This is a genomic window from Streptomyces sp. NPDC048560, assembly GCF_040650955.1.
Classification (GTDB): Bacteria; Actinomycetota; Actinomycetes; order Streptomycetales; family Streptomycetaceae; genus Streptomyces.
Genome location: NZ_JBEZIJ010000003.1, coordinates 338,647 through 352,343, shown reverse-complemented (window position 1 = coordinate 352,343; position 13,697 = coordinate 338,647). Strand labels below are relative to the sequence as shown.

General features: G+C 71.7%; 15 protein-coding genes. 10 read left to right on the top strand and 5 right to left on the bottom strand.

The features are described from left to right. Positions 1-78: 78 nt before the first annotated feature. Together AB0C82_RS11510 and AB0C82_RS11505 are read right to left on the bottom strand one after the other, a co-directional pair. The gene (locus AB0C82_RS11510) at positions 79-225 is read right to left on the bottom strand and encodes a hypothetical protein (protein ID WP_362839160.1); all 147 of its coding nucleotides are present in this window, start codon (positions 223-225) and stop codon (positions 79-81) included. Positions 226-367: 142 nt separating this feature from the next. Beyond that, entirely contained in the window at positions 368-910 is a 543-nt protein-coding gene (locus AB0C82_RS11505) for a DapH/DapD/GlmU-related protein (RefSeq protein ID WP_362839157.1), read from the bottom strand. 433 nt (positions 911-1,343) lie between these two features. Between AB0C82_RS11505 and AB0C82_RS11500 the strand changes: the two genes are divergently transcribed. The 4 genes from AB0C82_RS11500 (at position 1,344) to AB0C82_RS11485 (ending at position 4,370) form a co-directional block, all read left to right on the top strand. Next, a complete protein-coding gene (locus AB0C82_RS11500; RefSeq protein WP_362839154.1) occupies positions 1,344-1,790 on the top strand; it encodes a hypothetical protein in 447 nt (148 codons plus the stop codon). 144 nt (positions 1,791-1,934) lie between these two features. After that, a complete protein-coding gene (locus tag AB0C82_RS11495) occupies positions 1,935-2,390 on the top strand; it encodes a DUF4383 domain-containing protein (protein ID WP_362839151.1) in 456 nt (151 codons plus the stop codon). A 92-nt stretch (positions 2,391-2,482) separates the two neighbouring features. Next, positions 2,483-3,271, top strand: a complete 789-nt coding sequence (locus AB0C82_RS11490) for a VOC family protein (protein ID WP_362839148.1) — start codon at positions 2,483-2,485, stop codon at positions 3,269-3,271. 262 nt (positions 3,272-3,533) lie between these two features. After that, positions 3,534-4,370: a class II fructose-bisphosphate aldolase gene (locus AB0C82_RS11485; protein ID WP_362839145.1), complete on the top strand. Its 837-nt coding sequence runs from the start codon at positions 3,534-3,536 to the stop codon at positions 4,368-4,370. 123 nt (positions 4,371-4,493) lie between these two features. Here the strand turns inward: AB0C82_RS11485 and AB0C82_RS11480 are convergent, their stop codons facing one another. Then, positions 4,494-5,018, bottom strand: coding sequence for a DoxX family protein (locus tag AB0C82_RS11480; RefSeq protein WP_362839142.1), 525 nt, complete (start codon positions 5,016-5,018; stop codon positions 4,494-4,496). Positions 5,019-5,215: 197 nt separating this feature from the next. Here AB0C82_RS11480 and AB0C82_RS11475 point away from each other — a divergent pair, with 197 nt between their 5' ends. Both AB0C82_RS11475 and AB0C82_RS11470 read left to right on the top strand, forming a co-directional pair. After that, the gene (locus AB0C82_RS11475; protein WP_362839139.1) at positions 5,216-7,231 is read left to right on the top strand and encodes an NADPH-dependent 2,4-dienoyl-CoA reductase; all 2,016 of its coding nucleotides are present in this window, start codon (positions 5,216-5,218) and stop codon (positions 7,229-7,231) included. Between the two features lie 34 nt (positions 7,232-7,265). Continuing rightward, positions 7,266-7,829, top strand: coding sequence for a PadR family transcriptional regulator (locus AB0C82_RS11470; protein ID WP_362839137.1), 564 nt, complete (start codon positions 7,266-7,268; stop codon positions 7,827-7,829). A gap of 208 nt (positions 7,830-8,037) precedes the next feature. Here AB0C82_RS11470 and AB0C82_RS11465 read toward each other — a convergent pair whose 3' ends face one another. Together AB0C82_RS11465 and AB0C82_RS11460 are read right to left on the bottom strand one after the other, a co-directional pair. Continuing rightward, positions 8,038-8,994 carry a hypothetical protein gene (locus AB0C82_RS11465; RefSeq protein WP_362839134.1) on the bottom strand — a complete coding sequence of 319 codons (957 nt, stop codon included), beginning with the start codon at positions 8,992-8,994 and terminating at the stop codon, positions 8,038-8,040. Beyond that, complete coding sequence (locus AB0C82_RS11460) at positions 8,991-9,863, bottom strand: phosphatase PAP2 family protein (protein WP_362839132.1); 873 nt, start codon at positions 9,861-9,863, stop codon at positions 8,991-8,993. The genes AB0C82_RS11465 and AB0C82_RS11460 overlap by 4 nt, the downstream gene beginning before the upstream one ends. 163 nt (positions 9,864-10,026) lie before the next feature. On the opposite strand from AB0C82_RS11460, the gene AB0C82_RS11455 reads away from it, so the two are divergent. The 4 genes from AB0C82_RS11455 (at position 10,027) to AB0C82_RS11440 (ending at position 13,684) form a co-directional block, all read left to right on the top strand. Beyond that, positions 10,027-10,662, top strand: a complete 636-nt coding sequence (locus AB0C82_RS11455) for a TetR/AcrR family transcriptional regulator (RefSeq protein ID WP_362839129.1) — start codon at positions 10,027-10,029, stop codon at positions 10,660-10,662. Positions 10,663-10,919: 257 nt separating this feature from the next. Then, complete coding sequence (locus AB0C82_RS11450; protein WP_362839126.1) at positions 10,920-11,717, top strand: SDR family oxidoreductase; 798 nt, start codon at positions 10,920-10,922, stop codon at positions 11,715-11,717. Positions 11,718-11,777: 60 nt separating this feature from the next. After that, the gene (locus AB0C82_RS11445) at positions 11,778-12,791 is read left to right on the top strand and encodes an SPFH domain-containing protein (protein WP_362839851.1); all 1,014 of its coding nucleotides are present in this window, start codon (positions 11,778-11,780) and stop codon (positions 12,789-12,791) included. Next, positions 12,788-13,684 (top strand): hypothetical protein, encoded by an 897-nt coding sequence (locus AB0C82_RS11440; protein ID WP_362839123.1) that lies wholly within the window; start codon positions 12,788-12,790, stop codon positions 13,682-13,684. The genes AB0C82_RS11445 and AB0C82_RS11440 overlap by 4 nt, the downstream gene beginning before the upstream one ends. Positions 13,685-13,697: the final 13 nt, after the last annotated feature.

Genomic DNA, 13,697 nt, shown 5'->3' with positions numbered 1-13,697 from the left:
GGCCCTTACCCACGAAGTTGCACCAGCAGGCTGCGCTACCCCCTTCACGTCAGACCCTGGTTCCTCGGCATCAGGCAACTAGTCGGGTGCTCCCGGGCCGCACTCCCCCAGGTACGAGCGCACGGTGTCCTGCCCCACGTCCCAGAAGAACACGTGCGGCAGCACACCGTTCTCGTTGAAGACGTGGCACTCGTACCCCTCCTCGAATCCGGGCACTTGAGCCACCAGGTCCTCCACGAGCACTCGGCCGCGCCGGCGTCCCTGGCGTCCCCGGCCCGCTTCCCCTGCGGCTCGTCGTCGGTCGTATACGCCGGACGCTACCCGCGGCTCCAGGCGGCGGTGCGGGTTGCCCGGCTCCCGGGGTCCGTCACCACCGCCGGTTCACGGTTGCCTTGCTGCCGGTCACCAGGCTGGCAGGCGGGACGTCATCGGTCACGACCGCGCCTGCGGCGACCACGGCGTCCCGGCCGATGCTGACGCCGGGGAGGATCGTCGCACCGGCGCCGATCCACACGTTCTCCGCCACATCGATGGGCCCTCCGCTCAGCCACCCCCGTCGCTCCTCGGGGTCGACAGGGTGGCCGACGGTGATGAACGTGACCTTCGGTCCGACCATCACTCGCTCGCCGAGCCGGATGCCGGCGTAGTCCAGGAACGTGCAGTTCTGGTTGATGAACACGCGCTCCGCGAGGTCCAGGTGCAGGCCGTGGTCCGTGTAGAACGGCGGATAGATCGTGACCTTCGGGGACAGCGGCCTGCCGAGGATCTGCTCGTACAGTTCCGCCTTGCCCGCTTCGTCCTCGAATGACAGGACGTTCAGGCGGGAGGTGAGCTCGGTGACCCGCAGGACCCTCGCGGCCATGGCCTTGAACTCGGCGCTGTTGATGCGCATGAGGTGGTCGTTGGACATGCCACGATCCTTGTCTGGTCTACCGGTGGCTGGTGTGCCGGCGCTGGGCGACTGCGCGATCGGCCTCCTCGCGAAAGCCGACGCACCAGCCTACGGACCGCCGCGACCGCCGGCGGACTCGGTACGATCCGCACGTACGGATCGCGGGGCCGGAGCGCCGGTCCATGATCCTCGTCCGCCCGTCGGCGCCCCCGATCGCGGACCTCCTGGGCCAGTCGTTCGTCCAGCGTCTCGCCCCCTTGTGCTGCTCAGCCGCGGTCATACGGTGCTCCGTGACGCCCTGAACCGTAAAAAGCGGCGCCTCCCAGGGGTTCTTCCCGGCAGAGCGGGAACCCCGGACAGTGTGCAAGCGGCGCCCACGCAGGCCGAGCGGTCGGCCGACCACGGCAGGGCAGGAAGCAGAGCGCGGGCATGGGCGACGCCGGCAGGAGTGATGCGGACCTGCGTACTCGCGCACCGGGCCGCGACCGTACGGAGGGAAGCGTTCACCGTGGCACGCCTTTTGGTTGAGAACAGGGACGTGGTCGTGCGCCTGTCCTGGCGTGAGGCGCTTCTCGCCAGGCGGAAGCAGGTACGCGTGCCCCTCGTCGCCGTACAGGCGGCGAAGATCGAGTACGACTGGTGGCGCAGCCTGCGAGGAGCCGCCGAGCGCGGGAAGTGGCGGCCGGAACGCTTCTGCATGGGTACGTGGCGGCATCCCGGCGGCCTCGACTTCGTAGCCGTACACGCTCCCGGCCCGGTGGCCGTGGTCGATCTGTTCCCGGGCCACCGCTTCGCCCGCCTCTCCGTCTCCGCCGCGGCCCCCGAAGGCACGGTGCAGGCGGTCCGCCTCGCCGCGCGGAGCGCCCGAGCAGGGACGGGGCAGCCGCGGACGGGCTGAGGGGACGGGCACGGACCACCCTCGACGCGTCACACCCCTACGGGAGGCGTCGTCCGGACGGGGGCGCAGCACGCGACTGAACCGCCTGCTCGTGGGTACCTGGCGAGGTGATTCGGAAGCCCTTGCCGAAAGGTGGTTTCGATCATGACGGAGATACACCGCACGGCGGGCGCCGCACGCTCCCGGTTGCAGCAGGCCTCACTCATCGTGGGAGCGGTGTTCCTCCTCGTGGGCGTCCTGGGCTTCATACCGGGCATCACCACCGGCTACGGCGCGATGGAGTTCGCGGAGCACCACTCCGAGGCCATGCTCCTCGGTGTCTTCCAGGTATCGGTCCTGCACAACCTCGTGCATCTGCTCTTCGGCATCACGGGCATCGTCGCGGCGCAGGCCCCGTCCACCGCCCGGACGTTCCTGATCGGCGGAGGTGTCGTCTACCTGGCCCTGTGGGTGTACGGCCTCGCCATCGACCTCGACAGCGACGCCAACTTCGTTCCGGTGAACACCGCTGACAACTGGCTGCACCTGGCCCTGGGCCTCGGGATGACCGCCCTGGGCATCCTGCTGACCCGCCGTGTCCGCCCGGGGACGACACCGTGACCGGGGGAGACCGGCGGCGGCCCGGTCGAACGACGAACGGCCCACCGGCGCGCCGCCTCACGCACGGGCGTGGCCGGCCATGAGGAGAGTCGATGTCCGCGTCTCCTGCCAAGCGCGTGACCCCGGTGCCGGGGATCCCCTGCTGGGTGAACCTGATCGTCGGTGACCTGTCCGCCTGCTGCGCCTTCTACGCGGCCGTACTCGGATGGGAGTTCACGGCGAGTTCGCTCGGCGACCAGTTCGTCATCGCGACGTCCCGTGGCGATCCGGTCGCGGGAATCGGAGTGCACCGCCCGGGGTTCGCTCCGGCTTCGGTCTGGACGCCGTACTTCGCGGTGCGTGACGCCGATGTGACCGCGGCCAGGATCCAGGAGCGAAGCGCCACCCTTGCCGTGGGTCCGATGGCGGTGGGTGAGGGACGTGCCGGTGTGGGCGCCGACCGGGACGGCGCGACCTTCGGGTTCTGGAAGGGGCCCTCTCCTGCCTGGTCGGCCGGCGAGGGCAGTGCGCCCACTAGCCTCGACCTGCAGACACGCGACGTGTTCGACGCCGCGGTCTTCTACGGGGAAGTCTTCGACTGGGCGACGGAACCGGGCATGGACATCGTCTACCGGGACGATCACGTCCTCGTCGAACGGAACGGCCGTGCGGTCCTCTCCCTGCGCGGCGGTGGCCTGGAGGCCTCGGAGCAGCCACATCTCCGGCCGCGCTGGCTCGTCAACTTCACCGTCGACGACGTCGAACACGCCGTAGTCGCCGCGTTGCGGGCAGGCGGCGGCAGACCTCATCCACCGGCCGCCACGTGGGCCTCGCAAGGGTTCTCACGCACCCTGCAGGACCCGGAGGGCGGCCTGTTCACGCTCACCCACCGAACGGACTGAGCTCATCGGCGCTGCGATGGCGTAGTACCTCCGCTCCATGGCCGCTCCGGGACGGTCGGTCCCCGATCGTCAGCCGGATTCGGTCAACTCCCTCAGCGGTGGGACACCGGGACGGGACACCGCGGGGGCCAAACTGCTCAGAGTTGCGCGAAACTTGCTGCAATCGAGCAGTTATTGACATCAGGAGAGCAGTACGACACCGTACTGAGCAGGCAGCCGGCCCGTACGAAGAGAGCCGCTCACGCTCCCGTGGAGAAGACCTGTGCCCCTCAGTCCGACCGACGCGATCACCGGCTCCGCCTACACGCGGCGGTCAGGCGTCGGCGCCTTCAACGTCGTGCAGATCGAACACGCCGAGGCCATCGTCGCCGGGGCCGAGCGCGCGGGCCTGCCCGTCGTGCTCCAGATCAGCGAGAACACGGCCCGCTACCACGGCGCCCTGGCCCCGATCGGCCTCGCGTCCCTCGCTCTGGCCAGGGCCGCGCACGTTCCCGTGGCGGTCCATCTCGACCACGCCGAATCGACCGCGCTGGTGCGCGAGGCGGTCCAACTCGGCTTCAGCTCAGTCATGTTCGATGCCTCCAAGCTGCCGTACGAGCAGAACGTCGCCGCCACCCGGGAGATCACGGACCACTGCCACGGCGCGGGCGTCTGGGTCGAGGCCGAGCTGGGCGAGGTCGGGGGCAAGGACGGCGCCCACGCCCCCGGGGTACGCACCGACCCGGACGAGGCACGGGCGTTCGTGGCCGCGACGGGCGTCGACGCCCTCGCTGTCGCGGTCGGCAGCTCGCACGCCATGCTCACCCGGGACGCCGTTCTCGATTTCCCGCTCATCGAGCGGCTTCGGGCAGCCGTCGGGGTTCCGTTGGTGCTCCACGGCTCGTCGGGTGTCGGTGACACGGACCTGGCGAAGGCGGTGACGGCGGGGATGACGAAGGTGAACATATCCACGCACCTCAACAAGCTCTTCACCCGGACCGTGCGCGAACAGCTGGCCGCGGCGCCCGACGTGGCCGACCCGCGGAAGTACATCGGCCCGGCCCGGCAGGCCGTGGAGTGCGAGGTGGCCAGGCTGCTGGACGTGCTCGCGGCGCGGTAGCGGGGCAACAGGAGCACCGCCGCGCGCTCAGAGCTCCCCGTCCTCACGGCGACGCGCGGCCGGCCGGACCACGGCTCCGTGCCGTGGTCCGGCCGCGCGACAACGCCGTTCCGGGGCCCGGAGTTACTCCTCCTCGGCCTGATCCGCCTGCCCCTTGGCCCGCTTGCCGACCACCGCCGCGGCGGCCAGCGCACTGCCCGCGAAGGCGAGGGCCACCACCCACGGCCGGTCGAGTACGTGGCAGGTCACCTCGTCGAGGGAGTAGCGGCCGGGGCCGGTGAGCCCGATCGCCGCCGCGGTGAAACCGAGGAACGCCGGGTACTCGTAACCCCCGCCCTGGGCGAAGAAGCCGGCGGGGGCGTGCACGGCGACGGCGCCCGCCATCGCGCCGGCAGCCGCGGCGCCGGCCGCGGGGGTGGCGAGGCCGAGGGCGAGCAGAACACCGCCGCCCGCCTCGCCCAGCCCGGCGGCGACGGCGCTGTGCTTGGGCGGATGGAAGCCCATGGCCTCCATGGCCGCCGTGGTGCCCTGGATGCCACCACCACCGAACCAGCCGGCCAGCTTCTGCGTGCCATGGGCGGCGAGGACGGCGCCCGTACCGACGCGCAGGACGAGCAGGCCGAGGTCCTGTCGGCTGACGCAAACCATGGGTTTCTCCCGGAGGTGGAGGGCTGAATCAGTACACCCCCACTGTCACCGGCCCCGGCCGCCGATGTGCGGTCGTGCTACGCCGTACGAGCACCGCGCCCGCCACGAGTGCGACGTACGTCATTATGCAACTTGTTGCACAATGCCCTGCGACTGGTCTACAACTGGCTCGACGACACTGTGCGAGGAGACGCCGGATGAGCCCGTACCCCAACCTGCTGAGCCCCCTGGACCTCGGGTTCACCACCCTCCCCAACCGGGTGCTCATGGGATCGATGCATATCGGTCTGGAGGAGGTGGAGCGCGGTTTCGAGCGCATGGCCGCCTTCTACGCGGCCCGTGCCCGGGGCGGGGTCGGCCTCATGGTGACCGGCGGCATCGCACCCAGTGCGCGCGCCTGTTCGTTCCCCGGCGGCGCGAAGATGACCACCGAGGCGGAAGCCGAGCAGCACCGGCAGGTGACGGACGCCGTGCACGAGGCCGGCGGCCGGATCGCGATGCAGATCCTCCACTTCGGGCGGTACGCCCACCACCCGGAACTCGTCGCGCCGAGTGCCCTCAAGGCTCCCATCAGCGGTTTCACCCCGCATGCGCTCACCGACGACGAGGTCGAGGAGACCATCGAGGAGTTCGTCCGGGCCGCCGAGCTGGCGCAGCTCGCGGGATACGACGGTGTCGAGATCATGGGCTCCGAGGGATACCTGATCAACGAGTTCATCGTCGCAGCCACCAACCACCGCACCGACCGCTGGGGCGGAAGCTACGAGAACCGCATCCGGCTGCCCCTGGAGATCGTGCGCCGCGTCCGCGAGCGCGTCGGCACCGACTTCATCCTCATCTACCGGCTCTCGATGCTGGACCTGGTGCCCGGCGGTTCCACGCTGGACGAGGTGGTCCAGCTCGCCCGCGAGATCGAGGCGGCCGGCGCCACGATCATCAACACCGGAATCGGCTGGCACGAGGCACGCATCCCCACCATCGCCACGTCGGTGCCGCGCGGTGCCTTCACCTGGGTGACCGAGAAGGTGCGCGGCGCCGTCTCCGTACCCCTGGTGACCAGCAACCGCATCAACACCCCCGAGGTCGCCGAGGAGATCCTGGCCGCCGGCCGGGCGGACATGGTGTCGATGGCACGCCCGTTCCTGGCGGACCCTGACTTCGTCGCCAAGGCGGCGGCGGACCGGGCCGACGCGATCAACACCTGCATCGGCTGCAACCAGGCGTGCCTGGACCACATCTTCAGCCTCAAGATCACCTCCTGCCTGGTCAATCCCCGTGCCTGTCACGAGACGGAGCTGGAACTCCTGCCGACCCGGACCCGTAAGCACGTCGCCGTCGTCGGCGCCGGTCCCGCCGGACTGGCGTGTGCGGTCACGGCGTCGGAGCGCGGACACGACGTGACGCTGTTCGACCTCGCCGACGAGATAGGCGGCCAGCTCAACGTGGCGCGCCGCGTCCCCGGCAAGGAGGAGTTCAACGAGACCCTGCGCTACTTCCGTACGCGGCTGAGGGAGCAGGGCATCGAGGTCAGGCTCGGCACCCGCGCCACGACGGAGCTGCTGGAGGGCTTCGACGAGGTCGTCGTCGCGACCGGGGTGGAGCCCCGCTCCCCCGCGATCCCGGGCGTCGACCACCCGAGCGTCGTCAGCTATCTGGACGTGCTGCGCGACGGGGCTCCCGTCGGCGACCGGGTCGCGATCGTGGGGGCGGGCGGTATCGGTTTCGATGTCGCCGAGTTCCTGACGGACGGTGGCGACGCGGCCTCGCTGGACGCCGAGGTGTTCTTCCGTCAGTGGGGTGTCGACACCTCGTACGCGGACCGCGGCGGGCTTCGCGCCCCCGAGCGGCCGAAGCCGCCGCGCACCGTGCACCTGGTCCAGCGCAAGGCGAGCAAGGTCGGGGCCGGTCTCGGCAAGACGACGGGGTGGATCCACCGCACCGAGCTGCGCCACCGCGGGGTCTCGATGATCGCGGGCGCGTCCTACGACCTCATCGACGACGAGGGTCTCCACCTGACCGTGGACGGCGAGCAGCACGTGCTGGCCGTCGACACCGTGGTCCTGTGCGCGGGCCAGGAACCGCGTCGCGGGCTGTACGAGGAGCTGGTCGCGGCGGGCCGTCCGGTGCATCTGATCGGCGGCGCCGACGTGGCGGCCGAGCTGGACGCCAAGCGGGCGATCCGGCAGGGCACGGAGCTCGCCGCAGCCCTCTGACCGGCCGGGCCCGCCCCTCCCTAGGATGCACTCCATGTCACTCCCGCACGCGATCCTCACCGCCCTGCTCGAGAAGCCGTCGTCGGGGCTGGAGCTGACGCGCAGGTTCGACCGGTCGATCGGCTACTTCTGGTCGTCCACGCACCAGCAGATCTATCGCGAGCTGGGGAAGCTGGAGCAGTCCGGGCAGATCAGGGCCCTGCCGTCGGCCCAGCCGGCTCGTGGGCAGAAGAAGGAGTACGAGGTCCTGCCCGCGGGCCGCGAGGAGCTGGCGGCCTGGGTCGCGCTCCCTGAGGACCCGCGGCCGGTCCGCGATCCGCTGCTGCTGCGTATGCGGGCGGCAGCGGTGGTGGGGTCGGAGGGGCTGGGTGCCGAGCTGCGCCGGCATCTCGCGCTGCACCGGCGCCAGTTGGATGAGTACCTGCGGATCGAGGAGCGGGACTTCCCGCCCGAGCGGACCGCCGACGAGGACCGCCTGCGGCATCTCGTCCTGCGCGGCGGAATCGACATGGAGACCTTCTGGATCGGCTGGCTGACCAGAGCCCTCACCGACGAGCCGGCCCTTTCGAAGGGCAGTGGCCTGCCGGAAGGGATCTGAGACCTCCAGCGGACCCGGACCGGACCGGACCTTGACGGATCAAGGGGGACCGGGACGGGCTCCGGCAGTACCGGAACGGCCGGCGCGGGACCGGAACGGGCTCGCAAGCCCGGCGCGACCCGGTCCGACCGGTCCAGCCGGGTCCAGCCCGATCCGGTCCGGGTCCGACCCCGTCCAGCCCGACCCAGTCGGGTCCGCACGGGAGCCTCTAGGCACCGCCGACCGAAGAGGTCATCGGTTCGGCGGCCAGCGGCCGGGGCTCCACGGGGCGGGGGCTGCCGATGATCACCCTGGACGGTGTGGGAGCCGGCACCGCGTCGCTGACCGCCGTCGTCGCGGCCTCCTGGGTGGCCCGGCCGAGCAGGATCACCCCGCGTACGGCGGCAGCGGAGCCGAGCAGCGCCGGGATCAGGCTGACCGCCCCACCCTGGAGGCGTTCTCCCAGGAGAGCCATGCCGACGGCTGCCGCAGCCACCGGGTTGGCCAGGGTGACGACCGCAAGCGGGGCGCCGAGGCCGCCCCGGAACGCGATCTGGGCCAGCAGCAGACCGCCCATCGCGAAGGCCGAGACGAACAGCGCGACCGTCACGAGCCGCCAGCTGATCAGCGGCCCCGTGGTGTGATCGGTGACGGCGACGGTGAGCGTCTGGGTGAGCGCCGAGGCGACACCGGACGTGATGCCTGCCGCCGTCGCGTGCCGCAGGCCGGGCCGGGTTCCGGGCCTGCCGAGGAACGCGACGATCGCCATCGTCGCCCCGCCCACAGCGAGCGCCTCCGGCAGGGTCAGCGTCTGGTGCACCTCGCCGCCGCCCGCGGCGAGCAGCAGCGCGCCGAGACCCAGCAGGGTGAGCAGCGTGCCGCGCCATTCGGTCCGGGTGACCCGGCGCCCGGCGGAGCGCGCCCCGAGCGGGACCGCGGCGACGAGGGTGAGCGCGCCGAGCGGCTGGACCAGGGTCAGCGGACCGTACTTCAGCGCGACGACGTGCAGCAGGGCGCCTCCGGCGTTCAGACCGACCGCCGACCACCAGGCGCCCCGGCCCAGCATTCGCAGTACCCCGTCGGACGGGGCGGAGCGTCCGGCGAGCCGTGCCTGTGCGACGGCGGCCAGGGCGTAGGCGGCTGCGGAGACCAGGGACAGCGCGATCGCTATGAGCGTGGCGTTCATCGAAGGCCTCCGGACCGGGCGAGCGCCCTTGCCGTACGGGGTGCAGCGGCAGCGGCTGCGACGCTTCCCGCCGTGGCGGGCGCGGGCATCGCGGATGCCGTTCCGGTGGAGGAGGGCCACGGGAGGTGAACCCCGCCGAGGGTGACGTGCGGCAGCCGGATCGCGGCGAGGGCGACGGCGAGCAGGGCCGACACGACGATCGCGTCCAGCCAGTAGTGGTTGGCGGTGCCCACGATGACGAACAGCGTGATGGCGGGATGGAGCAGCCACAGCCAGCGCCGGCGGGAGCGGGTGGCGACGATCAGGCCGACGGCGACCATCACGGCCCAGCCGAAGTGGAGCGAGGGCATCGCGGCGAACTGGTTGGCCATGGAGTCGGTGGCGGGCGTGTCCCCGTACACCGTCGGGCCGTACACCTGGCCGGTGTCGACGAGCGCCGCGGCGTCCAGCATCCGCGGCGGGGCGAGCGGGAACAGCAGGTGGAGCGCGAGAGCGGCGCCGGTGAGTGCGGCGAGTATGCGGCGCGACCAGACGTAGTGGCGCGGGCGCCGCCAGTACATCCACACCAGGAACAACAGCGTGGCGGGGAAGTGGACGGCCGCGTAGTACGTGTTCGCCAGATGGACCAGCGTGTCGCTGCGCAGCAGCAGACCCTGCACCGCTCCTTCGCCGGGGAGACCCACGAGGCGCTCGAAGTCCCAGACGTGCCCGGCGTTGTGGAACGCCTCGTCGACGTGCCCGTTCGCACCCTGGCGACCGAGTTTGTAGACGAGGAAGAGTCCCGCGACGAGAAGAAGTTCGCGGACGAGGGGCGGTCGGGCAGAAGTGTCCGGCTGCCGTGCTGCAGGCTCGCTGCGGGCGTACATCACCCGGTGCCCCTTTGCTGACGAAGCGCTGTTTACGGCGGCGTGGTCCAGTCCACGCCGTATCGATACGCCAGTGTACCGATACGTTCGCGTATCGGTACACCGGCGTATCGGTACACTGGCGTATCGAAGGACCTCGTCGCACGGACGCTGAGAGGGAAAGCCCATGTCGTCGCAGGACGCCGCACAGGAGTCAGCAGCCACATCCCGCCGGTCGAAGATCACACCGGAGCGGGCGCAGGAGCTCTACGCGGCGGTGCTGGACCTGATCCGGGAGAGCGGTTACGAAGCGCTGACCATGGAGGGGGTCGCCTCCCGCACCCGGTGCGGGAAGTCGACGCTCTACCGGCAGTGGGGCTCCAAGCCGGAGCTGGTCGTAGCCGCTCTGCACGGCACCCGGCGCATGCTGCTTCCCCCCATCGACACGGGTTCCCTGGCCGGTGACCTGCGGGAGGCCGCGCGGGCCATCGGCGCCGCCTCGGGGCACGACACCCCGCTGTCGCACGCACTGAGCCATGCGGCACTGCAGAGCCCCGAGCTGCTGTGCGCCCTGCGCGAGGCGTTGATCCTGCCGCAGATCGCCGCTATCGAGGACATGGTCCGGCGCGGCGGGGAGCGCGGCGAGATCGCGGCCGACGCCCCCGCAGCCGAGTTCGTGGCGGCGCAGCTCCTGGGCGTCATGCGGGCCCGGCCCCTGCTGGAGGGGCGGTACGCCGACGAGGCGTATCTCACCCGCTTCGTGGACAGCTCGATCCTTCCCGCACTGGGGATCGACGCCGAGGCAGCTCCGCCAGGGGCATGAGGTCGAGCCCCACCAGGGGCTCGATGAACAGCCCCGCCAGGGGCCCGATGAACGTGGGCCGTCGCCCCCAGCGGAGGACGACGGCCCGCCTGCGCCGCACCGTGGGGACGGGGGCGGCGCACCGTCCGGTCGGCCGGCGCCCTCGTTCGAGGGCGCCGGCCGACCGCGTCTCCGCGTCCCGCCTCTCCCATACCTAACAAACAGTTGGTAGATTCATCGCGCCCGGCAGCCCCGCACCCGAGGCAGAGGAAGGCGTCATGGACATCGGCGATCCACTCGACTTCACCGGACGCGCGGTCGTCGTCACCGGCGGGACGAGAGGCATCGGTGCCGCCATCGCCGAGGCGTTCCTCACCGCGGGCGCCGACGTCCTCGTGTGCGGGCGGAGCGCACCGGCCACACTTCCCGGCAGCGGCGGACGACCGTGCGCGTTCCGGGCCACCGACGTACGCGACCCGGAGGCGGCGGCGGCGCTCGTGGACGCCGCCGTCGCGCGGTTCGGACGGCTGGACGTGCTGGTCAACAACGCCGGCGGGTCGCCGGCCGTGGACGCGGCCACCGCTTCCCCACGCTTCGTCGAGAAGGTCGTCGCCCTCAACCTCCTCGCCCCGTTCTACGTGGCGCAGGCCGCGAACCGCGTCATGCAGACCCAGGACGAGGGCGGCAGCGTGATCAACATCGGCAGCGTCGCCGCCCGCACCCCGCAGCCAGGCACCGCCGCCTACACCGCAGCGAAGGCCGGCCTTCTGGGGCTGACCCGGGCCCTGGCCCTGGAATGGGCCCCCCTGGTGCGCGTCAACCACATCACCACCGGCCTGATCCACACCGAGAGCGCGGCGGAGGTGTACGGCGAGGACGGCGGGAAGGCCGTCGCCGGCATCGTCCCCATGCGACGGATGGCCGTCCCCGACGACGTCGCCCACGCCTGCCTGTACCTGGCGAGCACCCTGTCGGCCTACGTCAGCGGCGCCGACCTGGCGGTGCACGGCGGCGGCGAGGTGCCCGCCCGCCACCTCGTGGCCGATCCCGCCCGAAACCCCTTCTCGTCCTCTTGACGATATGAAGCTCCCTCCGTTATCGTCCGGATGACGACAATAAAGGGGAACGGGATACAGATGGCCGACATCACCAGGCGCTTCGGCTGGCGTCACCTGCGCTCCGCGCCGACGGCGCACATCCGCCACCACAAGCGCGGCAAGCTCAGCCACGACGGCACCGGGCTCAGCTTCTGGTACCGCTCCCTGACCGCCGCGCTCTCCGAGGTGCCGGTCGACGACCGTGAGCTCGCCATGGCCTTCCACGCCCGCACGGCCGACTTCCAGGACGTCACCGTGCAGGCCACCGTGACGTACCGGATCAGCGACCCCGCAGGGGCGGCGGCCCGTCTGGATTTCTCCGTGGACCCGGACACCGGTGCCTGGCGCAGCGCGCCCCTGGAGCAGATCGGCACCCTGCTCACCGAGACCGCTCAGCAGCACACCCTGGACGCCCTGGCCCGTACGCCGCTGGCGGCAGCTCTCGTGGACGGTGTCGCGGCGGTACGGGAACGGGTGGCGGCGGGCCTCGCCGCCGAACCGCGCCTGCCCGACACCGGCATCGACGTGGTGGCCGTGCGCGTGGTGGCGATCCGGCCCGAGGCGGAGGTCGAGCGGGCGCTGCGAACCCCTGCCCGGGAACAGATCCAGCAGGAGGCCGACCGGGCGACCTACGAACGCCGGGCCGTCGCGGTCGAGCGCGAGCGGACCATCGCCGAGAACGAGCTCGCAAGCCAGATCGAACTTGCGCGCAGGGAAGAGCAGTTGGTGGACCAGCGCGGCACCAACGCGCGGCGGGAGGCCGAGGAGAAGGCGGCCGCGGACGGAGTGCGCACGGAGGCGGAGGCCGCCCGCAAGGTGCGGCTCGCCCGCGCGGAGGCGGAGGCCGCCCGCGATCTCGGCGCCGCCCGCGCCGAGGCCCAGGCGGCCTGGCTTCGGGTGCACGCCGACGTCGACGCCACCACACTGCACGCCCTGGCAGCAACCCGGCTGGCGGAGAACCTGCCGCGCATCGACAGCCTCACCCTCTCCCCCGACGTCCTCACCGGTCTGCTCTCGAAGCTCGGCCGCCCGGAACCCGGGACCCGGGCGTGAGCCTCGCCCCGCGGGCCGTGCTCGTCCACCGCACCACGGAGTACGAGGAGTTGCTGGCCCGCCACGGCACACACGGCCAGGCCGCCTTCTTCCTCGCCGGGCGCGGACGGTCCATCGACGAGGTGGCCCTGCGCCACCACCGCACCCAGCAGGCGCTCACGGACGTGGCCGCGGCCGTTCCGCTCCAGTGGCGGCGGTCACGGGTGGAACGCAGGGATCTCGACCGCTTCCTCTTCGGCCCGGAGGACGTGGTGATCGTGGTCGGCCAGGACGGGCTGGTGGCCAATGCCGCCAAGTACCTGTCCGGCCAGCCAGTGGTGGGGATCGACACCGATCCCGGCCGCAACCCGGGAGTCCTCGTCCGCCACCGTGCGCGGGATGCCGCGGCCCTGCTCCGGTCCGCGGCGGCGCCGGGCGCGCAGGTGGACTCCCTCACCATGGTCGAGGCCGTGGCGGACGACACCCAGCGGCTGATCGCGCTGAACGAGATCTACCTCGGGCCGCCCGGCCATCAGACCGCCCGCTACCACCTGACCGCCGACGGAGCCCCGCGCGCGGAGGCCCAGGCCTCTTCGGGCGTGCTCGTCGGCACCGGCACGGGCGCGACGGGCTGGCTGCGCTCGCTCTGGCTGGAACGCGGCAGCGAACTCAGCCTGCCCGCCCCGTCCGATCCCCGGCTGCTCTGGTTCGTACGCGAGGCCTGGCCGTCGCCCGCCACCGGCACCTCGCTCGTGGCGGGTGAACTGGGGCGCGGGCAGGGCCTGGAGCTCACCGTCGAGTCGGACCGCCTGGTGGTGTTCGGGGACGGAATGGAATCCGACGCCCTGGAACTGACCTGGGGCCAGACCGTTCGCCTCGGCGTCTGCGCCACGTCGCTGCGGCTCGCCGTCTGACCACGATATCCGG